This window comes from Sporosarcina saromensis (assembly GCF_054901285.1).
In genome coordinates this window covers 799,517-824,462 of the sequence record NZ_CM142738.1, presented here as the reverse complement: position 1 = coordinate 824,462, position 24,946 = coordinate 799,517, and the positions used below count along the sequence as shown (strand labels likewise).

Below are 24,946 nucleotides of genomic sequence, written 5' to 3'. Positions count from 1 at the left end.
AGAGGCATCCCTAACTATTCGGAATTCTCTAGTCTCACTTTATCTTGATTGATTGCAATCAACAAGAGGTTGCGTCAAAGGCGTCCTTTTTCATGATTATTTTGAACCGGACATTTCAAGTTTCGGCTTTCGAATTGCCAAACGCCTTCTTGCTTTTAACGATTCACGTACTTTATCCGATTTCGAGAACAAACGATAGACAGCCGGGATCAGCAATAGCGTGATGAACGTTGCAAACAGCAAACCGGAAATCAACACGGTTGCCAAAGGGGCTTGATAATTCCCGGAGACTCCAGAAGCCAATGCTAACGGCAACATCCCACCGACCGTCGTAAGTGTTGTCATGAAAATCGGTCGGATTCTATGTCTCCCCGCCTCTACGAGCGCTTCTTCTAGACGCATCCCTTCGTTGCGTAATTGGTTCGTCCGGTCAATCAATAGAATTGCGTTGTTCAAGACGATACCGATGAGCATAATGATTCCCATGCCAGACAACAGATTCAGTTCCATTTGTGTAATATACAAACCAACAATCACTCCGATAATCGCCATCGGAATAACGGACATAACGAGTATTGGGTGGCCAAGATGGTTGAATTGAACCGCCATGACAAAATAGACGAGGAACAAGGCAATGGCTAGCACAAAAATCATTTCCAGTAGTAATTGTTGTTGTTGTTCAATATCGCCGCCCACGTCGATTGCATATCCTGTCGGCACAGTAAATTCGTCAATGATTTTTTGCACGTCTCGATTGATGGCTCCCAAATCACGACCTTCCATGTCTGCAGAAACGACGACATATCGCTCGCCCGCGTCATGCGTGATGACATTTGGTGTTTGAACCGTTTCTAATTGAATGAATGTAGACAACGCTTTGTCTCCATTGTGTGTCGGAATCATCGCATTCAGCAGTGTTTCTTCTGTATCCGTTATGGCCGTCCAACTAACCGTAAGAGGAACTGTCTTGCCTTGAATCACAACATCTCCAACCGGCCTATTCATAAATGTTTCTTCAACGAAATGCTTTACGGAAGCTTCCGTCAATCCAGCCTCGTCCATTGCCTGTTGGTTTACGACAATCTGTTTTTGCTCAGCCGTTCGTTCCATCGAATTGGTTACACCTACTACACCATCGACTGTCTTCAGTTTGTTCGCAAACTCCTTGCTCAGTGAACGCAACTCATCAAAATCTTCCCCTTTAATGAGCACTTGTACAGGAGAACCACTAGCACCATCCGTCATACTTTGTACCGATTTAATCGGTTTCGTCTGTTGAAGTTCGCGTAACGACCTCATAATTTCTTCATTTACGATTTTTTGTTCTTGCTGAATGGCGTTCCCTTTCGTCATGTTGATAATCGCTACTAAGTAGCTGCCACTATCCAGAACATAATTGGACTCCACATCTTTAATACGAGCGAGCTTGTCATTCATTAATATAGAAAGTTGTTCTTTCTCGTGTGCATCAACACCTTGTTCAAGTTCGACAACGACTTCACTATACCGATTGAACATATCCGGCATAACGGACATCGGTATTTTATTGACCAAAAACAAGGAACCGACGAATAGGGCGATAAATAAGACGATAACGGATGCACTTCGTCGACGCTTCTGAACGATCCATGCAATCATCGCACTATAACGAGAAACAACTTTTCCTTTTTTCTTCGTGTCCACCGTTTTTCGATAACGTAAAAATTTCTCAGATAATGCAGGAATTAATGTAAAGCCAATAACAACTGAGCTCATTAATGTAATGGCAACGACAATGGATAAAATAATCATGAATTGACCAAGGTCCCCACCGATAAAACCGATTGGTAAGAACACAACAATGGTCGTTAGCATGGAAGCAATTACAGCCCCCGCTACTTCTTTTGTTCCAACGAGAGCAGCATCCAAAGGATTAAGTCCTAATTCCCTTTGCCGGTAGATTGATTCCAAGATGACAATTGAAGAGTCAACCATCATCCCAATGCCAAGGCCGAGCCCGATGAGGGTTAATAAATTCAGACTATATCCTAAACCATATACGGTTAAAAATGTGAGCAGCACTGACGTTGGAATTGCCACACCAATGATCAACGTCGCTCGCACATTGCGAAGGAATAACAGTAAGATGGCGATTGCTACGATACTACCGATAAGAATGTTCCCAGTTACGCCGTTAATGGATTCTTCCACAAAGTCTGCCTGTGCGACCATTTCATTCAACGTGAAACCACTGACCAATCCTTCATCCCTGATTTGTTGGATTTCTGCTCGGACTGCATTCGCCATATCGATTTGATTGACACGATTGGCACGCCCTACTTGCACAAACACTAAATCTTTCGTCCCGTTTTTCCAAACAAACGCAGAGCTTTCCATTGGAGCAAGTGAAACAGTGGCGATTTCCTCTAACGGGACAGATCCACTAGCTGTAGGAATTTCAATTTGCTTTACAGATTGCAAATCTTCCAATTTCGTCGTCCATCGCAATATGGATGTTGCTTGCCCATTGTGCAACTCCCCGATTGTCGTTTCGGAATTCGCTTGCGCAATGAAACCCATTACTTGTGTGCTGTCTAAACCGTTCTTTACAAGTTCATCACGTTTTAACTTAACGGTCACTTCTTGTTCCAGCACACCTGACAAATGAACATCTCGAACTTCTTTCAACGCCTCTAGCCTCGGTTCAAGTACTTCCTTTGCAAAGGTGGTCATCTCTTCTATATCACCGCCGGAAATATCCATGTAAAATTCATATCCTTGCCGCACACCGTATTGACCGGACACGACTTCACGAATCGCTGGATGTTGTGTCTGTATCGAATTTGCAGCACGTTCAATTTCCTTGAATAATTCTTCTCCACGGCCCCGTGCGACGATTACATCGACAGCACTACTCCCGATCGTCGTAGTTGACTTCACCTCTTCAACGCCATCGATTGCTTGAAGCTTTTGTTCCAACGGCGTTGTGATGAAACGTTCCACATCAATAGCCGCCATATCCCCTGCGTCGACGGATACATATGCACCGTCCATACCAACTGATGGCATAAGCTCCTTGTCTAACTTGATGACAGCGAAACACCCCAATGCAACAATCAACACTGTCAGTAAACCGATTAACACCTTTTTCTTAATAATAAATTCTATACCTTTCATACCTACACCCCTTTCACACTACCATTAGCATAGCAACGATTCCCATTATGTATAACAATCCCCAGCCGCATTTTCTCTCAGCCTTGCGATGTAGTTAGGAGAATTTAAGGGAAAGTGATATACTTTGATTAATCTGAAATATTTTGGAGGGATAGGAATTGGGGAACATTACAAAAATCGGACAAGTCAGTGTACCTGTAAAAGATCTTGAACGCTCGGTCAATTTTTACAAGGAGCTACTAGGGCTGGAGCTTTTATTCCAAACCGACTCGATGGCTTTTTTCGATTGCAATGGCTTGCGCTTGTTAGTAAGTTTGCCAGAGAAAGAAGACTTTGCTCACGCCAGTTCGGTGTTTTATTTTCACGTGGAACATATTCAAGAAGCCTATGAATCCTTCAAAGCGAAAGGTGTCGTCTTTATCGATGAGCCACATATGGTCGCTAAAATGGGCCAAACCGAGACGTGGATGGTGTTTTTTGAAGATACGGAAGGCAATACGCATGCATTAATGAGCGAAGTACAAGTTTGATAGAGGAATACATGATTAGGAGGTGTGCGCATGGGCAGATGTACGATTGATCATTCGGTGGAAGATGTAGTGCGCAAATTAAACGAACAGCAGGCTTTCATTCCAAAAGAGATCTATGAAGACGGGATGCGCTTTCTAGACGGAACAGTCGAACAAGACACGCTCAATGAGGTATTTCACTTGCTGAAGAAATATGATTTAGTGGAAGCGGATGAGCGTGAACGTAGAAATGAAGAACTACGGAAAATCGTTAGGTAAGTAAAAAAGTGGAGAAAGGCACACCCTCTCCACTTCCTTATACAGTTTCAGGCAACGCGTTTTTTCGTCCCACTAACAAAGCGAATGCAATGAACGCGACTACGACAACACCCATTAGTAACAAATACATATAGCTGTAACCCATTGTTGTGGCGATATTCCCTAAAAAGTACGGGCCGAATCCAAATCCAAAATCTAGGAAAATATAAAATGTTGACGTTGCCACACCAATTCGTTCTACTGGAATTCCTTTTAGTGCAATTGCCTGTGCACATGATTGAAAGTTCCCGAAACCAAGTCCAATTAACGCACCCGCCACCAATAACATGACACTACTATGAACATCACTCAATACAAACATTCCGACCGCAAACACGAGTAATGCTGGATAGACAATGACGTTCGCACCTTTTTCATCCAATAAACGACCTGAAAACGGTCTTGATAACAAGACGACAACTGCATATACAAGGAAGAAGAAACTTGCCGCTTTCACAACATGCACTTCAATCGCGTAAAACGAAAGGAACGACAGGACGCCTGAATACGCAATCCCTGCAAGCAATGTAATGAACGCAATCGGTAAAGCTTTCACTTCGATGTAGTTGGAAACTGTGAATCGTCTTTTTACACTGTCTTTCACAACAGGTTCAACTACTTTTTCATTGCCATTTACAAAGAAAAACAGGATCAATCCAACAATCGCTAAAGCAAGGCAAAGCATGAAAAGAATCGTAAACTCAAAATGTTGGCTCATATAAATGCCAAGAAACGGTCCGACTGCTGTCGCTAAAACCGTACTCATACTGAAATAACCGATTCCTTCCCCTCTTCGGGAATGTGGAATAATTTGCGCCACCATCGTACCCGTAGCCGTCGACGCAATGCCAAGTCCCATTCCGTGAAAAAGACGATTCGCAAGCAATAATGGCATCGTCCCTGCCGCAAAATAAAAAGCCGTCGCAACGGAAGACACGACAAGGCCGATGAATAGAATCTTCTTACTTCCAACTTTCCCAATAATACGCCCCGTTGCAATCCGCGCAATCAACGTCCCGATTATGAAAATCCCTGATACAAGACCCGCCATACTCGTGGAAGCCCCATATTCATTCACCGCAAACGGCGCAATGGTCACAATGAGCAAGTACATCACGAGCATTAAAAAGAAATTGATAACCGATATGAAAATAAAGTTCTTCGTCCATAAATTTTGCTGTTGTTCATCCATATGTCCACCCTCTTATTTTGATAAATTTTCATACACACGTTCCATGAGACGAATCGAAGTTTGCAAATCCTCTATCGATGCACTTTGCAACAAATTCTCATACAACCGATTTAATTGTTCTGTAACTTTCAAAAAAATAGCTTCACCAGAATCCGTCAAACGAATCCACTTCTCACGCTTGTCCTTCCCTGGCGTCACTTCTATATAGTCCAACTCAGCCAACCGTTGCAAGATTTTTGTAATGCTCGGCTTCTCCACCCGCTGCCGAATCGCAATTTCAGCCGGCGTCATCGCCCCTTCACTTTTAAGCAACTTCATAATCGTCCATTGCGAATGCGACAAGCCAAATTGCCCAAGTTCAGCGTTTAGTTCATTCAAAAGCGGACGATAGATTTTGGCATACTGGCTAAAGAATTCTTGGTGGATCGTCATTGTGATGACCTCTTTCTTTTTAGTTAGTTAGGTTAATTAATTAATTTAAGTTTAAAGCGTTTCCTAGTTTTTGTCAAGGGACGAGGTTTTAATTTTACTACGCAACTTCATTTCAGCTTATGACATAGGTAAAAGGTCACTTTTTGGTGATATCTTTTGTTATACGATTGATAACTTCGTGTATCCAATCGAATACGTTGTGAACTCAATCGATAACTCCTACCTTAGGAGAAAATTTCAGTTGCAAACGACAGCTAAAAACCCGCCCCAGTCCACTTCTCGACTGGGGCGGGTTTTTAATTAGTAAACAGCTCTCTAAGAGGTGCTTAGATTCTTTTTTCTTCTCATAAGCACAACCCCTAAAGCTGTCGGAACGATAAAAACAACAAAGAAACTCCATTCTATTAACACGTCTATATATTCAGCATCAACAGTATAATAAGTCCTTATGACACTTACCAAAAACAGTAACATAATAGTTCCTATTGTCAACGTGACGGGTTTAATAGAGTTCTTCGAGAAAACAATCATGGACAATAGCATAAGGGTCGTCAAAACAAGTAACACGATATAGAATTTTGCTTCTCCCTCACTATAGGCAATTGGAATATCCGCTGTAATAAGCAGCCGGAAAAACACCGTGAACATGAAAAGAAATATAGCGAACCACGCACTAATTACAAACAATACGATATTCCCTATACTTGTCTTCATCATACCCTGCACCCCTTATATGACGTCATCGTTCACTAAACAATTCCTTATACGCTAATGCCTTTAGAGCAAGCATTTCTTCTTCAGTAAGTTTGCTTTCAATTTTATTGAAAAGTGCCTGCTGTTCTTCGGGTGTCATGCCTTGCCTTGCTTGAATTTGGATGTCGTTAATTTCACTGAGGTCAAACTTTTTCAGCAAAACGCGGGTCGCTTCCTCTTTTGTCTGGAAAGGAAGTTTCGTTGGATCTGCGTTTTTCCCTTCTTCAATGAATGCGCGTAACTGAGGATCATTTTGGATTTCACGTTTGATGTTTTCCAGTTCACCGCTGGCATCTAGTTCCGCTGCCACTTGGCCCATCACTTCGTCAGCAATAAATTTCGTGCCAAAATGATAGACTGCAAATCCAATTGCGACAACAATGACAACTGCGCCAAACAACACTTTTAACGCTTTCATTTCAATCACTCCTTCCCTGTCAGTTTCAGCCATTAAAATAACTCTTATACAATATGACCCTCATCTATCCGCAATAGTTCCCGAATATCCTCTTCCGTCAACGCATTTATCGCCGAATCATCAGCGTCAATCACTTCTCCTATCAAATTCCGCTTCTTCTCTTGCAGCTCATTCATCTTCTCTTCAATTGTTCCACGTGCAACAAGTTTAATCACTTTTACAACTTGCTGCTGGCCGATACGGTGCGCCCGATCCGCCGCTTGTTCCTCAACTGCAGGATTCCACCACAAATCATATAAAATGACCGTGTCGGCACCCGTCAAGTTTAGCCCCGTTCCACCGGCTTTCAATGAAATTAAAAACAAGTCCCGCTCCCCTGCATTAAACCGGTTGCAGAACGCCAACCGTTCGTCCGCAGGTGTCTCGCCATCCAGATAAAAAAATGGCGTCCCATTCATCGCTAAATCTCTGCCGATAATTCCAAGCATCTTCGTAAATTGCGAGAAAATCAATACCCTTCTCCCCGCTCGCTTCGACTCTTCAATCAATTGCTTCAACTGCTCAAACTTTGCTGAGCTACCTTCATAACCTTCTACAAACAATGCCGGGTGGCAACAGATTTGACGCAACCGCGTGAGACCAGCCAATATACGAATTTTATTCTTCCGTATTGTATCCTTATCCAAATGCTTCAACGTATCATGCCGCAACTTTGCTAAATAGGCCGCATACAGCTCTTTCTGTTCCGGTAACAGTTCCGAGGATGCCATTGACTCGATTTTCCCCGGAAGTTCAATGAGCACATCTTCTTTCATTCGACGTAACAGAAACGGTCGGATACGCCGTGCGATTGTTTTCTGTGAGAGTTCACTATATTCCCGTAACCCCATGAACAATTCCGGAAACACAACGTGGAATATTGCCCACAACTCTTCCAATGAATTCTCGATTGGGGTGCCCGTCAACGCAAACCGATGATCGGCCACTATTTTTTTCACTGCCCGCGCTGTCTGTGTATAGGGATTTTTAAACGCCTGCGCCTCGTCAAAGAACACCGCATGGAAATGCTGTTTCTCAAACCACTGAACATCACGACGAAGTAACGGATAAGAAGTGATTACCACATCTTGACCGCCTATTTCACTTTGACGCATAACCCGCTCCTTCTTCGATCCATCGAGTACACATGCCTGTATGTCCGGCGCAAATTTCGCCAATTCACTTAACCAGTTATACGTGACAGAAGACGGACAAACGATCAGTACCGGTGTACTTCCTTTACGAATGACCGCTAGCTCCGACACAATGAACGCAATGCTTTGCACCGTTTTGCCAAGCCCCATATCATCCGCAAGTACGCCCCCGAGTCCATAATTGGCAAGCGTCTTCAGCCATTTAAACCCTTCTTTTTGGTAATCGCGTAAAACGGACGCCAACTGTTGGGGCACGTCAATTTCCAAGCTCGCCGGGGCACGGAGACGCTCAAAGAATCGTCGAGCCGATTCTTCCATCGTAATCATTCCATCGTCTTCTGCCGCATCCAAAAAGCGAAGCCCTTGAACGACTGGAACAGTTAACCCTTTTTCCAACGCATCCAAGTCGCCAGGCACTTCATTCAGAAAACGTTGAATCTCTTCAAATTCCTTTGTTTCCAACGACAGCAATGCGCCATCCTTCAGGCGATAATATTTCCTTTTTTCCTCCAACGCTTCTAAGATGCCTTGAATTTGGTTGTCCGGTATACCATCCATTGTAAATTTAAATTCTAGCCAATTTGTCCGCTCTTCCTGCGTCTTCACGCGGATGCGTGGACGGGCGTTCCCTCTGAACACTCGGTTTCGAATGGCTGTTGTCGCATACACGCGGACAAGCTTCTGTAGTTTCGGAAGGATACGATGCAGAAATTCATATTCCAATTCCTCGTTTTGCAACCAATACCCTTCATCTGTTTGCGCAAATGCTCCCTCATCCATTAGCTGAACAATCGTTTTCTCTTTTTCCAAATCACGAACGAGCATCGAACCAGCCGGTAATTGCTGTTCAACTAACGGATTGATGACAAGATGATCATAGTGAAATTCCAAACTCGCAAGCAGGCGATTATGGACTCGATCCACATACAACTTTGCTTGTAACGGCGATTGGACAAGCTCTTCTTTTACCGTTTCATCAAGATACACTTCGCCGATTTTCCGCAAGCCAAGAACGACCTTTTCGAGAAAAAAGCCGATTTGTTCATTTGCAATCGGAATGTTGTTCGTACCCGATGATTGCACCATTTGTTGTAGATCTGCCAAACGTTTGCAGTCTTCGTCTTGGACTAAATAGAGGCGATTAGCGTACATGACGGTTCGATATTGTTGGAAAACCTGGACTTCTTGCAACCCTTCAATTTTCAGGAAATGTCCTTTTCCTTCTCTTTTTCCAAATGAAAATTGGATTGGTAAATTCCCTTTGATGAACGGCAGCCCGTTAACGCAAGACGCACTTTGCAAGAGGGGAACGAGCTTGTCCCAAGTCGTTGGTGAAATGGTAACTGTTCCTAGGTCACTGCCCTTAACAAGTTCAATAGATTGTTGTTTTCCTTGAATGAGTTGCTGTAAAATGCCATCCGCTTCCCGTGTAAAACAGTGACTACGAGGATCATAAAAACAGTTTGCAGACAGTTGCACACTTCGTCCTTCATGTACATATTTCAAAAATTGCCCAACATTTTTTATCGCATGCCCATCAACCTGGATTGCAATGGCAAGCATATCCTTCCCTCTCCCTACAGGCACAGGTTGTACAGTAAACGTGAGCGCTAAAACTTTTCGATTTTCAAAATGAAGCTGATGGCCACTTGACCTCGGGCGTTCATTAAAAAGAGAAAGAAACCCGTCAGATAAGGCCCCGTCATCAGTTGTTTGTTCAATGATCGCTAACAAAACAGCTGCGATATGCTGACATTTATGCGGATAAAAAGGCAGCGTCGGACAACTACATGTTGTTTCTAAACTACCTGTTTCATCATAACGAACAGTGACATGGAAGTTTTCAGTACCTGCCACAACCGCTTCGCATTGCACAGAATCCATCTGTTCAATCTTCACCTTACCTGCACGGTTATACGCTTCTCCTCGCTTCAATGAGGCAGTTCCACACATCTCCTCGATTTGCTTCCGTGAAATAGCTGTGAGCACGTTACTTCCCCTCCCTGTCCTTTCCTTTCATTATACCGAATACGCGTTCTTTTCCCAACTCTTCACGATAGAAAGTGCTCAGCTTCCTCGCATCTCAACGTAAAACGGTCGTATCGCAATAATCAGCTGACGTATCACAACTTAAACGGTTCTCAACGCAATCCTTGACTATCGATTTAGAATAATTCAGTAAATTAATTGTCAACTACGTATAAATTGTAAAAAACCGCAAACTACTATCCACATAGTAAAGATGGTGTCAGTCGCGCAAACCGCTAAATCGTTACTTGTCGTCTATGTTTATACTGCAGGTACATGGAGGTAAATAACAGATAGATGCGCTCATGGCTTCGACAAAGTGCGGACTTGCGCCTTCTAACAGGCAAATGCAAATTATTGTGCAAAGCTATTGACAACCCTATTAATGTTTATTATCTTTAAGTAACGGATAAAGTTTCCCTCGAGAAACTTTCACTCGTTTCTTAAAATAACATTAGCAAATTAACCGCCGTAGTCGTTCAACTTATCACCAAGACTACATAACGAACATATAGTAAATGCAATTACGTTTTATGTGCGATGGCATTTTTTTAAATAGGATATAGGGATTTTGATTTTTTTTACACATTTTGTTGCACGAGGGAAACACTCGAAATTGATAGATATCTACTTTTAGGAGGAAATGAGAAATGAAAAAGAGATTTACCCAATTGTTCTTGTATACTCTACTCTCGTCATTGTTGCTGTTAGGGGCATGTGCAGAGACGAAATCTGATGTAGACAAGAATGGCAAAGTGCACATCGTTACGACAATTGCACAAATTGCTGAACCAATGTCAATTATCGGCGGCGAGCATGTCGTTGTGGAAAGCTTGATGGGACCAGGCGTTGACCCACACTTGTATAAAGCGACACAAGGCGATATTGCAAAACTGCAGAGTAGCGATATCGTGCTATATAGCGGTTTAAATTTAGAAGGAAATATGATTGAAGCCTTTGAGAAGATTGGTACTAAGAAACCTGTTAATGGAATTTCAGAGTCCATTCCTAAAGAGCAGCTTCTACAAGATGAAGACGGTGCAATTGATCCACACGTATGGTTTGATATCGATTTGTGGAAAATTTCATTAGATACAGCTACTGAAGAATTAAAGAAATTCGCACCTGACCATGCAGAAGAATTTGATGCGAATAAAGAAAAATACTTTGCTGAATTAGATGCTTTATTAGCGGAATCTAAAGATAAACTCACACAAATTCCTGATGAAAAACGTGTACTCGTTACAGCACATGATGCGTTTGGTTACTTTGGTCGTGCTTATGACATGACAGTTGTTGGACTACAAGGACTCAGTACTGAAGATGAAATTGGTATTTCTGATATTGACGACACGATTTCCATTTTAATGGATTATAAAATTCCTGCTGTTTTTGTCGAGAGTAGTATTAATCAGAACTCCATCAAAGCGGTTATCCAAGGTGCTGAAAAGAAAGGCCTGAGTGTTAAACTAGGTGGCGAACTCTATTCAGATGCGATGGGTGACGCAGGAACAGAAGAAGGAACGTATATTGGTATGTACAAACATAATGTTAAAACGATTTTTGATTCACTTTCTGAGGAGGCTAAATAATGTCTGTCTTAAAGGTCGATAACTTATCGGCTTCATATAGAAAAAACAAAGTATTATATGATGTGAATTTTGATGTGAAACCTGGTTCGCTTACGGGCATTGTCGGGCCCAATGGAGCTGGTAAGTCGACGTTATTAAAAGTCATGTTGGAATTGCATCCGAAGCTATCCGGAAATGTATCTTTTTTCGGGTCAACGCTTGCTAAAACGAAAACAAAAGTTGGTTATGTACCGCAACGTGGATCGGTCGACTGGGATTTCCCGACGAATGCATTGGACGTTGTATTAATGGGACTGTACGGAAAAATCGGTTGGTTTAAGTGGCCCAATAAAAAAGACAAAGACTTAGCGATGCAGTCGTTGGAAAAAATGGGGATGGCAGACTATGCTGACCGACAAATTAGTCAGTTGTCTGGTGGACAGCAACAACGTGTTTTCTTGGCTCGTGCGCTCGTTCAAAATGCGGATCTCTATTTCATGGATGAACCACTTGTCGGCGTCGATGCTGCTACTGAAACTGCTATTATGGCAACGTTGAAACAACTAAAAGCCGACGGAAAAACAGTTATGGTCGTTCACCACGATTTATTAACTGTTGAAGATTACTTTGACCATATCATGCTGTTAAATAAAACAATCATTGATTACGGGAAAACGGAAGACGTATTTACGAAAGAACAGGTACAACGAACATATGGCGGATCGTTACGCTGGATGAAGGAGGCGTAAAGCATGCTGGACGTTTTCTTATCACCAAACGCACAATGGGTTCTCTTCAGCACATTAATTTTAGGAACAGCATCCGGTATGATTGGTTGTCTGGCTTACTGGAAACGCCAAAGTCTTATGAGTGACGCGTTATCCCATGCTGCTTTGCCCGGGGTCGTCATCGCCTTTTCGCTATTAGGGTATAAGAACTTGCCGGTCATGATTCTTGGTGCAGCAATCAGTTCCTTTATTGGTGCATGGCTCATTCAATGGATACGTTCGTCCAGTAGGGTGAAGGAAGATGCAGCGATGGGCATTATCCTATCTGTGTTTTTCGGATTAGGCGTCATGCTCCTTACAGTCGTCAGTCGACATGGCGGTGGCAATCAAGCCGGACTTGATAATTTCATATTTGGGCAAGCGGCATCCATGGTCCGTACCGATGTGTATACCATGCTGATTGTCGCGATTCTTCTTATAGTAGTTGTTATCGTCGGCTTTAAAGAATGGAAACTGTTTTTGTTTGACCCTAATTTTGCAAAAGGGCTTGGCTTATCCACCCGTTTCATGAACGGTGTCTATTTGGCAATGCTCGTACTTGTCATTGTTATTGGTATTCAAGCAGTAGGTGTTATCCTGATGGCTGCTCTACTAATCATACCAGCCGTCAGTGCCCATTACTGGACGCATTCCTTTAAACGGATGCTCATCCTCTCAGCGATTTTCGGAGGAAGTTCCGGTATGGTTGGTACGTTAATTAGTACGATGGGCAAAGGCTGGCCAACAGGTCCATTCATCGTCATTGCATCAGCTGGCATTTTCATTATTTCCATGGTGTTCGGTGCACAACGCGGGTTATTAATTCGTGCGATTCAATTCAAAATGCAACGTAAATACCATCAAGCAACAGTGGAGCACACAGTGAAGGAGGAATTACAATGAGTTATGAAGGTTGGATCCTCCTGACCGCTTCATTGGTCGGTCTTTCCTGTGGCATCATGGGTACTTTCCTTATTCTCAGAAGAATGGCCATGATGGCAGACGCAATCAGCCATACAGTATTACTCGGAATCGTCACAGCGTATTTAATTACACGTGAATTAAGCGGTATGCACATGCTTGTCGGTGCAATCATTGCTGGTTTATTGACAGCTGTTTTAGTGCAATGGCTCCATTCACTGGGAGTCCAGCAAGACGCTTCCATCGGTGTCGTTTTTACAACACTATTTGCTGTTGGTGTCATTTTAATTGCAACGAAAGTCGGAAATGTGCATTTAGACGTACAGCACGCACTTATGGGAGAGATTACGTTCGTACCTTGGAACACAATCACTTTGCCTTTGTTGGGTGAAGTTCCACAAGCGACGTTCATACTATTCATCGTCCTTGTTGTCGTGCTCATCATGATTTTGGTGTTTTACAAAGAATGGAAAATCACAACATTTGATGCGGCACTCGCTGCCAGCATCGGAATTCCAGTCATGTTCATGCACTATTTGTTTATGACACTCGTTTCCATTACAACGGTCGCTTCCTTTGACGCGGTCGGCGCAATCATGGTTGTCGCCATGCTCATTACACCTGCGTCCGCTGCCTATTTATGGACAGATCGCCTCTCCATCATGCTTGTTTTAAGCGCATTGTTTGGCGTCTTGTCTGCAATTAGTGGCTACTACATCGCCCTTTGGATCGACACATCCATATCAGGATCCATGGCATTCGCAACAGGAATTCTATTCCTCGCAAGCTTCATCGGCTCACCGAAACACGGCTTGCTTTCCCGCTATGCCCGCCCTTTCACAGTGGCGAAAGAATAACTGAACCAAAAGAGGCAACGACTAGCAAATCGCTAGCGCTGCCTCTTTTTTAATTAGTCATTCTCAGCATAATTCTTCAAAACGCCGCATAAGTTCCGCAAACGCGGCATATTCTCCCCAATCGCCGCATTACCCCGCAAAACGCCGCATATTCTCCCCAATCGCCGCATAACCCGACCGATCTTATCAGCATGAAAGTACGCACTTACCCTCGCCGAAACACCATTCGCCAACCGATGAAATTTGTAACAACTAACAAAGCCAAGTAAAAATAAATACCGCCCGTAATTGAATTTGCAATTAAATGCACTACAACAAACAAGACCGCTAATAAATTCAATAAAAACATCAGTAACGAGCTTTCACTTTGAACCTTCTCTGACGAATTCATAAACGGGAAGGGGTCTGTACTCATCATTCTATACGTAATGACAGTTTGCAAAAAGGCTCCTAACAGGACTGCCAACAGGTGGGGAACAATCCGAACACCAAAAATTGATACAAAAATTATCGATAAGAGAAGAAAAACAGGTATATACAGCTTTACGAAGAAAGCCTTTAATGTTCCGCTATATGCTGCCTTCGGATGTCGAATGGGCGACGCTTTGAAAATCCAGCTTCCTTTATAATTTGCTGAATAACGAAGCATATTTACAATCACAGGAATCATCAAAGCTGAAAAATAAATTAAAAAGAACATATTCCCTTTTGAAATTTCAGCGAGCGACCGTGTTTGTAACTCTGTGAATATGAAGATAAACGGTACAATAAATGAAAAACCTAAAGCTGGGTACACTTTCAACTTAAATTCACGCTCTTGTTTCATCATTAATGCTGAAAATCGAAAAAACACTTTTTCTTCTCGATTTCGGCACAACAGCTTCAGCCAAAACGTATCCAGTTTATCTGATTTTTGCTTCTTACTTTTTGTTGCGCTCATCAATTTTTCCATATTCCGTTCAAACGAAGGTATCATTCGAACGTAAACAATCATTGCGAGAATAGGAATTAGGAGTGCCATTACAGCTAATAAAAGCACGCTCCCGTTGAAGTCTTTATTCAACAAGACATCAAATGGTGCGCCAAACCACATCGGCGGTAACAAAAGATGCCACCAACTAAACGAGTACGTCAATTCAAAGTCGATGATTTGAAAGGAACGAATGACAAGTTGATAGCCAATAACAACGCCGACTGTTAATAAAATCTGCACGTAATTGATGATATCTTTCAGTTTTTCTCCATCGAAAAATCTTAAGATCGTAATATACACTAGAGATGTGAACACAATGATGAACATTAACATGAATAGCAACTCGATGAGGAAAATAAGTGTGAAAACAATGCCATTCGTAAATAAACTGACCATAAATGGAATTGCAATAAAGGCGCTCGTTACAAAAAACATATAAATTAAAATGTGAATCGTCTTTGCAGCTGCGATTGTTCGACTACTAATCGGTTTTGTTTGCAAGACGGTCCTATCACGTACATCGAGCAATACGACTGAAAAATCCGAAACCATCGTCGTTGTGAGTATAAACATCGTAATCCCAAAAACCACACTCATTTGGAATATATATTGCTCAATATTGAATAAGAAAGGCAGCAACATTAAACCATACAAGCCATATATCCAAAGGGATTTCAAAAACTGATTGCCTTCCTTTTTCTTTTTCACTTCATTGAAAATTGTTGGCACTCTTCTACCATCCATCGTCAACTTCATGCGCAAAATTGTTTCCATCGCCGTATAATCTATCCCCATTTTACGAAACAACCAGTTGAACTTGGAAATGAAGGCAAGTGTACGAAACTCATTCACCTACTTCCCCACCTTCCACTATTGCGAGAATCCGTTCAGCACGGTTTGCATGATCTGTGAAGCCGGTTAGCTGATTAAAGATGTCCGAAAGCGATTCCTTCTCACTCATTTTCTGCAACTCTTCAAAACTGCCATCCGCCACAACTTCCCCGTTAACAAGCAACACAATACGATTGCTGATTTTCTCGACAACGTCCATAATATGTGAGGAATAAAAAATAGTTTTACCTTGCTCCGCCAATTGAGCAAGCATTTCTCGGATAATCATCATACTGTTGGCATCCAAACCACTCAACGGTTCATCAAAAAACAACAAATCGGGATCATGCAGCAGACTTGAAATAATGAGTACTTTTTGTTTCATCCCTTTTGAAAATGAGGAAATCCGTGAATGAAGAACATCACTTAGCTCAAACTCCGCCATAAGCTTCTGCGCCTTTTCCTCCGCATTCTTGCGATCCAACCCATACAATTCCCCTGTAAATAACAAATACTCCATCGCGGTCAAGTTCTCGTACAAGTCTGCTTGCTCCGGCACATAACCGATTCGACGTTTATAAGCAACATCCCCGGAAGCAATATCTTCCCCGAATATTTCCACTTGCCCTCTATAACCTTGTACCAATCCGAGCATAATTTTCACCGTCGTACTTTTCCCTGCCCCATTCGGACCGATGTAACCGATGATCTGTCCACGCTCGACATCTAAATTCACCCCATTCAATACACGTTGCGTACCATACATCATCGTTAAATCCCTTATACTCAGCACCTTATCTGTCAAAACCACTCCAACACCCCCACATGTTTCTTACTACTACTCTATCATGAAATGATCCTAACCTTTCATTTTATTGACAATTAATTGGTTTTATCACAAAGTGATTGAAGAAGAATTAGACTTCAGTTGTTGAAGCAATACACACACAAACAGCCGCATCCCTCTAACGGAATACGACTGTTTATATTTCATCTTTCAACAACATACTCATCTTTCAACAACGCATACATATACACATCATCAAACAATCCATTCGTTCTCTCATATTTCCGTAATAGTCCCTCTTGCAGAAAACCAAGCTTCTCAAAAAGTTTCTGCGAAGCAATATTCTCTGGTTCAATGAGCGCTTGCATCCGCATAAGGTCTAGATGCGTAAATCCATATTGTATGACAGCTGCCAAAGCTTCCGTCATCAATCCACTTCGCCAATAATCCTTGGAAAGCTCCAATCCCACTTCCGTCCGGGCATGTCGACCTGAATACTCAAGGAACCCGCAACTTCCAATGACTTCATCCGTCCCTTTCAACGTAATCCCCCAACGAATGCCCGTCCCTTCGTCAAAAATGCGACGATACCAATCAATCTCCTCTACCGCTTCACGCACTTCAACCATCGGCACCATGCCATAATACTGCATCACTTCAGGGTCTGAAAGATAATGAAACACACTTCCAGCATCCTCTTCCTTCACTTCCCGCAACACTAACCGTTCCGTTTCTAACCTCGGAAACACCTTCCCCGTCATCTTCCTTCCCCCTCACCGCTGCCATCCTTTTCGCCGCGCAGTATAATTGTAATTGTTTTCATTTGAATCGCAAACAAGCAACAAGGACCAGCTCTTTCATAGAAACGTTGACATACTTCCGCAAACTAGTCCGCTTCACACTATACAAAACGGAATACCGTCGCCTGCGTCCATTCCAAACACGTCCAGGAACTATAAAATTGCTTGTTCTATACATTTATTATACTACGGTTAGAAGTTTACTAACTTAACGATCCATACTATTCACACCTATACAAGTATCACAAGCTAAAAACTTCGCATCTAAATGCAGGACGACACCTAATAATAAAAATCCTTAATAACCCTACAATGGTAACAGTTCCCTTAGCAAACGATGAGAACATTCTTATCAATCTCTCATTTTTTTCACAGAGTTCTTTAAAAAAGGGAGCGTAAGATGAAATCATACCAAAACAAAGGAGAGGAAAAACATGAACAAATTTTTCGTAACTACATTGAGCGCAGTACTATTAACAACTGGTGGCATTGGAGCAGCAAACGTTCTTCACCCGGACAAAGTAGAGGCAGCACAAGCGAAATATGAATCTTCCTACTCAAACTACGGATCGAATTACCAATTGAACATTGCAACTGAAGCATTAACACAACTTCCTGAGTATGCTACAGTTGCATCAAAAATTAACATGGACGGCTTAACAGCTAAAGTAACTGAAGACAACACGAACAAACGAATTATCGTATTCAGCAAGGCAAATGGACAAGGTCAATACAAATCCATCTTTGTCAAAGCGACAGAAAGCTTGAAAATTGTTGACTTCCGTGGCGGTCAAATATTCTACGGTACAATTTCAACTGAAGATGCGACTCCAGAAAAACCGGCTCAACCTGAAGAGAAACCTGCAACAGATGCGATTAGCGCACTTCCTGAGTATGCAACACTTGCTTCTGTTGTCAATGTAGACAACTACAAACTTCAAGTCGTTGAAGACAATACAAACAAAAGAGTAATCACTTTATCAGATGACTTTGGTCGCCTACAATACAAATCAATTTTTGTTAAAAACACAAACAGCTTGAAAGTCATTGATACAAGAGGCGGACAAATCTTCTACGGTGTCGTTTCATCTGAAACAAACACAACCGCTTCACCAGCACCTGAAAAAGCAACTGCAGTAAACGCTGAAGCGACAGCAAAAACAACGGCAACTTCAAGCAATAGCACTCTTCCCGAGTATGCAACACTTGCTTCTGTTGTCGATGTGAACAGCTTTAACCTACAAGTTGTTGAGGATAACTACAATAAACGCATCGTTCTACTAAAAGATGCAAATGATCGTCCACACTACAAGTCCATCTTTGTTAAACGCACAAACCACTTGAAAGTAATTGACTTAAAAGGCGGCTTACTCTTTAACGGTACAGTACGCTAACCTTTGAAAAAAAGCACGTTATCAACGGAGAAACTCCGGGATAACGTGCTTTTTATTCGTATCATTACAGCTGCTGATAGTCTTTCATGAATCGGCCGCTCTCTTTCACTTCGGCATGGTACAAAGCTTTAAGTGCAAAACTCTTTTCCAAGTCGTGCTCTTTCATAATTTGCTTCAGACGTTGCGTCAGTTCAGGTGTATTTTTAACGAGCATTTCCATCTTCGGTTTCGAATATTGCATGACGGGCTCCTCCTTGTACCTTTTTGCTCAGTTTACCATAACATGCATCATTTTTATGCATTGGCGTTTTTGTGGTTTTGACTAATTATTGTATGGTTACGTCCCGAGCGCTTCGCTTCATAAAGGCTCTCATCCGCCGCTTCCAATATCACTTTAGGATGTGTTCCATTATGCGGAGATGTCGCAATTCCTAATGAGACGGTTACGACTTCACCGCAAGGACTGACCGTATCTTCCATTTTCTTACGCAATCTTTCAGCTACTTGGAATGCAATTTCTTCTGTTGCTTCCGGTAAGACAATTACAAATTCCTCGCCTCCAAAACGGCAGCAACGATCTTGTTCCCTCGTCACATCTTGCATAACGTTAGCTAGAAATTTTAACACATCATCACCAACCGCGTGTCCGTACGTATCATTTACACGCTTGAAACGGTCAATATCCAAAATTACAACCGCGTAAGCTTTTTCCTGGTCAGTCAGCTCTATTAAGAACTCATCCATTGCTCGACGATTCCATAGCTTCGTCAATGGATCGGTCGTCGATTGGTGAAGATAGAAGTTCACTCTGTCTTGGAAGAAATTCATACTGTAGTGTAACGCTTTTTTTAATTGAATGGCTTCATAATACCACGTTCGAATTGTTGAGATTTTCTTTTCCTGATTGCTTTCCGTACTTGACTCGGCGTAAGTGGCCAACTTTTGGAGTGGGAGCGCAATCTGTTTTGAGAAATACCAAATGATCAAGATGGAGATGAATAAAAACGGCAATGCTTTGACAATCATCTCTTTCATCATATTATTGACGGGCACTAATGTGGCTTCTGTCGATCGTTGCGTTACGATGCCCCACTCTGCATTCGGAAGATAAGCATATCCGGCTAACATATCAATCTCTTTTGAGTTTGTCAGGCGCATTGCTCCACTATTCCCTATTATCACATCCTGAATGACAGGGTTTTCAGGCGCAAAATCATTTATACGCTCTTTATCTTGGTGATAAATGATTCGACCCGTTTTGTCCACCACATAGACATACGAACCATCTTGGTAGAAATGTTCACCAAGCACTTCTTGCAAAATATTCTCCTCTTTTAAGTAAATTGTGCCACCAATTATCCCTAAATAATTATTATTTTCATCAAACACGGGATGAGAAATGAAAATGATTAATCGACCTGTCAAAGCGATGTACGGCTCAGAAATGAAAGGCTTTTGCGCTTCTAATGCTTGCATGCCGCCTTTAGACGTGAGCATTTTCCCCCTCAACTCCAATGTTTGTGGAGAGGTCGCCAAAATCTCCCCGCCCTTTTCAACTATGGCAATGGAGTTAAACGTATTCGTCTGGTTCTTCACACGATCAGCTTCCGGGATTAAAAAGCTATCCGCCTCTTCCTTCCGCATATGCGGCGCAAGCGTTTTTGCACTTACTTCCAATGTTTGCAGTGTCATTTCCAAATAAGACTCTGTCGTACTGGAGAGCTTTTCAGCATACGCTCGATTCGTCTCCAATGTATTGTCGATTAGTGATTGCTTTTGGACCCGATAGCCTGATGTAATACTACTTACTAATGTAAGAACCAACGACAACATCGCAACCCCAAGAATCAAGTATTTTAACGATAGTCTCATAAACAGAACCTATCTCCTTCAATGATTAATTTACACACTCTTTCCATGATACCATTTAGTTTCCTACTACGCAGTACGATTTGCGACAAGAGTTTGTATATTTTCCTTTAAAACGGTTGACGTTTATTGAAATATCTTGTACATTACTAAAGTACGAACATTAATTATAAATAAGCGATTAATATTCGCCTTTTAGGAGTGTGTACAAATGGATACAGTTTTTGATTATGAAGATATTCAATTAATTCCTGCCAAATGTATCGTTACAAGTCGTTCAGAGTGTGATACGTCTGTCACGTTAGGTAAACATAAATTTGTTCTTCCAGTCGTTCCTGCAAATATGCAAACAATTATTGATGAAAAAATTGCAGTGCAATTAGCTGAAAACGGTTACTTTTATATTATGCATCGCTTCGATCCTGAAAAACGTGTCGATTTCATTAAAGACATGCAAGGTCGTGGGTTGATTGCTTCAATCAGCGTCGGTGTAAAAGAAGAGGAATATGGTTTTGTTGAGCAACTGGCTGCAGACCAACTCGTTCCAGATTACATTACAATCGATATTGCGCATGGTCATTCAAACGCGGTCATCAGCATGATTCAACATATTAAAAAGCATTTACCTGAGTCATTTGTTATTGCTGGTAACGTCGGTACACCTGAAGCCGTTCGTGAACTTGAAAATGCAGGTGCAGATGCAACGAAAGTCGGTATCGGACCTGGTAAAGTATGCATTACAAAAATTAAAACAGGCTTCGGTACAGGTGGATGGCAACTTGCTGCAGTCCGCTGGTGTGCGCGAGCAGCGACAAAGCCGATCATTGCAGACGGCGGGATTCGTACAAACGGAGACATCGCGAAATCTGTACGTTTTGGTGCTTCCATGGTCATGATCGGATCACTATTTGCCGGCCACGAAGAGTCACCTGGCCAAACGGTTGAGAAGGACGGCAATGTGTACAAAGAGTATTTTGGTTCCGCTTCAGAGTTCCAAAAAGGTGAAAAGAAGAACGTCGAAGGTAAGAAAATGTATGTAGAATACAAAGGAAAGCTTCAAGATACGTTGACAGAGATGCAGCAAGATCTACAATCATCGATTTCGTATGCAGGAGGCACGACGTTAGAGGCGATTCGTAAAGTTGACTACGTCGTTGTGAAAAACTCCATTTTTAATGGCGATAAAGTGTATTAATATAAAAAGGACTGGCTACTCATTGCTGGTCCTTTTTCTTATTTCAAAAAACAATGAAACTATAAAATGGTTTATTCGTACAGTAAAATAATTGACTCATTAAAAACAATGAGAGGAGGGGTTCCTTTGCGAAGTCTTCGTTTTATACTTTGCATGCTACTCTTATCCATTACATTCCCTGTTCATCACGCACAAGCCAAATCATTTTCGATAGATGACGTGCAAATTCAGGCGTATATTATGGATAACGGAGATTTATATGTCGAAGAACTTTACACATACAATTTTTCGGGCACGTATAACGGAACCACGCGAATAATCGGTGACGACAATCATAAAGGTGTTAAATACTTTGAAGGGTATCTTGCACCAATGGATACGGACCTTTCTCAATATGATAACAGTACCTTTACGCGGTTGGAAGTGGAGCGGGAAGGACGTACATTTAAGATCCATACACCTTCTGAGAATGAAAAGAAGAAAGTGTTCTATCGGTATTTGATTCGCGGAGCTGCACAAAAATATAGTGATACGGGGCAATTGTATTGGCGCTTTTTTGATGAGTTGAACGAGACTGATTTGCACAATGTTCGTTTACGCCTCATTTTATCCGGCGATAAAGATGCGACGTTAGCCGGGGAGGCGTATTTGCATAGTACCGCAGGAGAGTTGAAGAAATCGATGGACTACGGTTTCCTCTACGCAGCAGACCTATTGGAAGCGTATGAAACATTGGAAATTCGTTTTCTTTTCCCTGAAACCTTTCTGCAAAATGCGCCTTATGATGAAGATAAAGCGATGTTAGCGGAGTTTGAGGAAGAGGAAGCCGCTTATGTAAAATGGCTAGAAAAAAAAGAGTCTGCCATGCCTACAGTGGAACTTATTAATATCATCTTATTTTTCAGCACCATCCTATTATTCATTGTCACGATTTTATATCCTCGACGGTTAATCAGACTTTACACCTCTACGCCTCGGCTTCGACAATTGGAAGACTTTGATCCGTTTCTTTTAGGGTTAATAGAACGAAAAGGAAAAATTGAACCGAACGCCATTTCGGCTGCGTTATTGAGACTGCGGCAAAAAGGAATTGTCAATATGGAAAAAGTGCCTGCGAATGCGGTCTATCGCAGTGATGAGAATGCGCCAGACTACACGTTTCGCTTTACGTTAGTGAAACAACTTAGTACGTTAAGTGAATTTGAACAGGACTTGATCGATTGGTTATTCGAACGGAATGCTGCAGGAGACATCTGTTTTTCACTGGATCAGTTCCCTTACATGTCGAAACAACAACGCGAGCAACATTGGCGGTTGGAAAGTGAATATGCACAGCAGTCTAAACGATTGACGAAACGATTTAAGAAATGGAAGGAAATCGTGCGGAAAGATCCTGAAGTGAAACAGTATTGTGTCCTCAATCCAATACGCAAATGGCTCGTTCGCATCGGAATCCCTCTATGGATTGTAGTTGCCATCTTGAACATATGGATGACGACCGCAGACATACAAGACGTTGTCGTGATGACCATCCTTTTGTGGTTTGCGTACGTGTTATTATTGTTTAATTTATCTTGGCGTGCCGCTTTGCCCATATTTTTCGCATTTTGCTTCATATGGACTTGGGAACGTTCCATGGAAGGCTTCTATAGTTTGTTTACAATGAGTTCAGTTCTGTTTTTTGTGGCTGGATTGCTGTTACCCCTCATGGATATAAAAAAGAAAGCTGCACCTTATTACAAGGCGGCGAAAGCGTTCAAAAAAGCCATACGATCTGGGTCGTTTGATCGTTTAAACGGTCTCTCTGAAGAGAAATGGCAAGCGCATGCAATTGCCCTTCGTCTCTTTGTTCCATTACGGTTGAAATATGAAAAAACAATTCCTGAAAACTTGGCTTCATTGCCACCATTGACGATCCGTTTCACAGAAATGTTGACGTCGTTCCACTATACACATCGGGTCTATTACTCACACATGTCATCTTCTAGTTCGGGGGGTGGATCTGGAAGTAGCAGCGGATCTGGTGGCGGAGGTGGAGCCGGAGCCTTTTAATTGCATACAAACAGCCATCTATCGCGAAGATTTAGATAGATGGCTGTTCTCATTTCGTACGTTTAATCGTGAAAGGATACTCAACGATTTCCCCTTGCTGCAGCTCGACAGTTGGATGGGCGATGCCTGGTTCGCCATCATCAGGGATAGCAAGTATGAAAAATTCATCTTCTACACGATGTTCCACTTGGACAGCGGACGTTTTTACTCGCACTTTCGCAACCTCACTATTTTGCACAGCTCCGAGGATGTAATCAAATCCTCCAATTGTAAATAAGCTATAGTCGAAGTAGACACCTGTATGATTTTGGTAGAGTGGGGAATGCGTAGTTTTCTTGGTCGTCAAGAATTTCTTTTCTTTTACTACAGGAAGATAACTAGCGTCTTCTTTATAAATTTCCAATGTTACATTATCCGTGATCTTGAACGTTCGGACTGGTTCTTCTTGTGCTCCATAACGGACTAGAAAACTGCTGAATGCAATAAGGAAAAAGAGTATGAGGCCGACCTTTTGCCATCCTTTCATGATACACCTCCTCGAATTGTTACTCGACTGTTAGTTCCACCTTCATATCCAGATCACTCATCTTATAAAAGTTTACGAGTCTTCTTTCTAGTGAAGCACGACATTCCTCCGCAAGTTCATCAGGAATCGCTTTCTGATAAAGTAGTTCAATGCCACAAAAGCAATCCTCCACAGGATTTAGCGCAACGCCTTCCCCACCTTCTCCTTTACTACCGACGAACAGTGCACTTGTCATAGCCACTAGGTTCATCGTCGCGACTTGTAAGATCTTTTGGTTTTGCTCATCCAATGTAGAAGTGTTGTCATACACTTTGACTCGTATAATATGTTTCAAGAAATCATCTCCAATTCTAAATCTACTAACTATTATATCGCTTTATACAATAATCGCAAACAATTTTGTA

22 protein-coding genes are annotated in these 24,946 nt (G+C 42.1%); 9 read left to right on the top strand and 13 right to left on the bottom strand.

Features of this window, described 5'->3' with window-relative positions:
* Nucleotides 1-96: 96 nt before the first annotated feature.
* Complete coding sequence (locus ACVHUV_RS03955; protein WP_462086189.1) at nt 97-3,156, bottom strand: efflux RND transporter permease subunit; 3,060 nt, start codon at nt 3,154-3,156, stop codon at nt 97-99.
* Between the two features lie 158 nt (nt 3,157-3,314).
* Between ACVHUV_RS03955 and ACVHUV_RS03950 the strand changes: the two genes are divergently transcribed.
* Both ACVHUV_RS03950 and ACVHUV_RS03945 read left to right on the top strand, forming a co-directional pair.
* The gene (locus ACVHUV_RS03950; RefSeq protein WP_462086188.1) at nt 3,315-3,686 is read left to right on the top strand and encodes a VOC family protein; all 372 of its coding nucleotides are present in this window, start codon (nt 3,315-3,317) and stop codon (nt 3,684-3,686) included.
* A 30-nt stretch (nt 3,687-3,716) separates the two neighbouring features.
* A complete protein-coding gene (locus ACVHUV_RS03945) occupies nt 3,717-3,944 on the top strand; it encodes a hypothetical protein (protein ID WP_371390704.1) in 228 nt (75 codons plus the stop codon).
* Between the two features lie 37 nt (nt 3,945-3,981).
* On the opposite strand, the gene ACVHUV_RS03940 is transcribed toward ACVHUV_RS03945, so the two are convergent.
* From ACVHUV_RS03940 to ACVHUV_RS03920, 5 genes are all read right to left on the bottom strand, one after another.
* On the bottom strand, nt 3,982-5,175 hold the full coding sequence (locus tag ACVHUV_RS03940; protein ID WP_462086187.1) for an MFS transporter: 1,194 nt from the start codon (nt 5,173-5,175) through the stop codon (nt 3,982-3,984).
* Nucleotides 5,176-5,187: 12 nt separating this feature from the next.
* Complete coding sequence (locus ACVHUV_RS03935; RefSeq protein ID WP_462086186.1) at nt 5,188-5,607, bottom strand: MarR family winged helix-turn-helix transcriptional regulator; 420 nt, start codon at nt 5,605-5,607, stop codon at nt 5,188-5,190.
* Nucleotides 5,608-5,922: 315 nt separating this feature from the next.
* Nucleotides 5,923-6,324 carry a hypothetical protein gene (locus tag ACVHUV_RS03930; RefSeq protein WP_462086185.1) on the bottom strand — a complete coding sequence of 134 codons (402 nt, stop codon included), beginning with the start codon at nt 6,322-6,324 and terminating at the stop codon, nt 5,923-5,925.
* Nucleotides 6,325-6,346: 22 nt separating this feature from the next.
* Nucleotides 6,347-6,811, bottom strand: coding sequence for a hypothetical protein (locus ACVHUV_RS03925; protein ID WP_462086184.1), 465 nt, complete (start codon nt 6,809-6,811; stop codon nt 6,347-6,349).
* An 11-nt stretch (nt 6,812-6,822) separates the two neighbouring features.
* Nucleotides 6,823-9,924 (bottom strand): DEAD/DEAH box helicase, encoded by a 3,102-nt coding sequence (locus tag ACVHUV_RS03920; RefSeq protein WP_462086851.1) that lies wholly within the window; start codon nt 9,922-9,924, stop codon nt 6,823-6,825.
* Nucleotides 9,925-10,649: 725 nt separating this feature from the next.
* Here ACVHUV_RS03920 and ACVHUV_RS03915 point away from each other — a divergent pair.
* The 4 genes from ACVHUV_RS03915 to ACVHUV_RS03900 are packed head-to-tail and all read left to right on the top strand — an operon-like array spanning nt 10,650 to nt 14,115.
* Complete coding sequence (locus ACVHUV_RS03915; protein WP_317943348.1) at nt 10,650-11,591, top strand: metal ABC transporter solute-binding protein, Zn/Mn family; 942 nt, start codon at nt 10,650-10,652, stop codon at nt 11,589-11,591.
* The gene (locus ACVHUV_RS03910) at nt 11,591-12,319 is read left to right on the top strand and encodes a metal ABC transporter ATP-binding protein (protein WP_462086183.1); all 729 of its coding nucleotides are present in this window, start codon (nt 11,591-11,593) and stop codon (nt 12,317-12,319) included. Before ACVHUV_RS03915 ends, ACVHUV_RS03910 begins: the two co-directional genes overlap by 1 nt.
* A gap of 3 nt (nt 12,320-12,322) precedes the next feature.
* Entirely contained in the window at nt 12,323-13,240 is a 918-nt protein-coding gene (locus tag ACVHUV_RS03905; protein ID WP_462086182.1) for a metal ABC transporter permease, read from the top strand.
* The gene (locus tag ACVHUV_RS03900; RefSeq protein WP_462086181.1) at nt 13,237-14,115 is read left to right on the top strand and encodes a metal ABC transporter permease; all 879 of its coding nucleotides are present in this window, start codon (nt 13,237-13,239) and stop codon (nt 14,113-14,115) included. Before ACVHUV_RS03905 ends, ACVHUV_RS03900 begins: the two co-directional genes overlap by 4 nt.
* 205 nt (nt 14,116-14,320) lie before the next feature.
* On the opposite strand, the gene ACVHUV_RS03895 is transcribed toward ACVHUV_RS03900, so the two are convergent.
* The 3 genes from ACVHUV_RS03895 to ACVHUV_RS03885 all read right to left on the bottom strand — a co-directional run bounded on the left by ACVHUV_RS03895 (nt 14,321) and on the right by ACVHUV_RS03885 (nt 17,467).
* The gene (locus ACVHUV_RS03895) at nt 14,321-15,940 is read right to left on the bottom strand and encodes a hypothetical protein (RefSeq protein WP_462086180.1); all 1,620 of its coding nucleotides are present in this window, start codon (nt 15,938-15,940) and stop codon (nt 14,321-14,323) included.
* Nucleotides 15,933-16,688 (bottom strand): ABC transporter ATP-binding protein, encoded by a 756-nt coding sequence (locus ACVHUV_RS03890; protein ID WP_462086850.1) that lies wholly within the window; start codon nt 16,686-16,688, stop codon nt 15,933-15,935. Before ACVHUV_RS03890 ends, ACVHUV_RS03895 begins: the two co-directional genes overlap by 8 nt.
* 221 nt (nt 16,689-16,909) lie before the next feature.
* On the bottom strand, nt 16,910-17,467 hold the full coding sequence (locus ACVHUV_RS03885) for a GNAT family N-acetyltransferase (protein ID WP_462086179.1): 558 nt from the start codon (nt 17,465-17,467) through the stop codon (nt 16,910-16,912).
* Between the two features lie 473 nt (nt 17,468-17,940).
* Here ACVHUV_RS03885 and ACVHUV_RS03880 point away from each other — a divergent pair, with 473 nt between their 5' ends.
* Nucleotides 17,941-18,900 (top strand): hypothetical protein, encoded by a 960-nt coding sequence (locus ACVHUV_RS03880; RefSeq protein WP_462086178.1) that lies wholly within the window; start codon nt 17,941-17,943, stop codon nt 18,898-18,900.
* A gap of 64 nt (nt 18,901-18,964) precedes the next feature.
* Here the strand turns inward: ACVHUV_RS03880 and ACVHUV_RS03875 are convergent, their stop codons facing one another.
* Both ACVHUV_RS03875 and ACVHUV_RS03870 read right to left on the bottom strand, forming a co-directional pair.
* Nucleotides 18,965-19,141, bottom strand: a complete 177-nt coding sequence (locus ACVHUV_RS03875) for a hypothetical protein (protein WP_317943334.1) — start codon at nt 19,139-19,141, stop codon at nt 18,965-18,967.
* A 53-nt stretch (nt 19,142-19,194) separates the two neighbouring features.
* Nucleotides 19,195-20,772, bottom strand: a complete 1,578-nt coding sequence (locus ACVHUV_RS03870; RefSeq protein ID WP_462086177.1) for a sensor domain-containing diguanylate cyclase — start codon at nt 20,770-20,772, stop codon at nt 19,195-19,197.
* Between the two features lie 208 nt (nt 20,773-20,980).
* Between ACVHUV_RS03870 and guaC the strand changes: the two genes are divergently transcribed.
* Nucleotides 20,981-21,964: a GMP reductase gene (gene guaC / locus ACVHUV_RS03865; protein ID WP_317943331.1), complete on the top strand. Its 984-nt coding sequence runs from the start codon at nt 20,981-20,983 to the stop codon at nt 21,962-21,964.
* A 126-nt stretch (nt 21,965-22,090) separates the two neighbouring features.
* On the top strand, nt 22,091-24,016 hold the full coding sequence (locus tag ACVHUV_RS03860) for a DUF2207 domain-containing protein (RefSeq protein WP_462086176.1): 1,926 nt from the start codon (nt 22,091-22,093) through the stop codon (nt 24,014-24,016).
* Between the two features lie 49 nt (nt 24,017-24,065).
* Here ACVHUV_RS03860 and ACVHUV_RS03855 read toward each other — a convergent pair whose 3' ends face one another.
* A complete protein-coding gene (locus tag ACVHUV_RS03855; RefSeq protein WP_462086175.1) occupies nt 24,066-24,542 on the bottom strand; it encodes a hypothetical protein in 477 nt (158 codons plus the stop codon).
* 19 nt (nt 24,543-24,561) lie between these two features.
* Nucleotides 24,562-24,876: a hypothetical protein gene (locus ACVHUV_RS03850; RefSeq protein WP_462086174.1), complete on the bottom strand. Its 315-nt coding sequence runs from the start codon at nt 24,874-24,876 to the stop codon at nt 24,562-24,564.
* Nucleotides 24,877-24,946 lie beyond the last annotated feature (70 nt).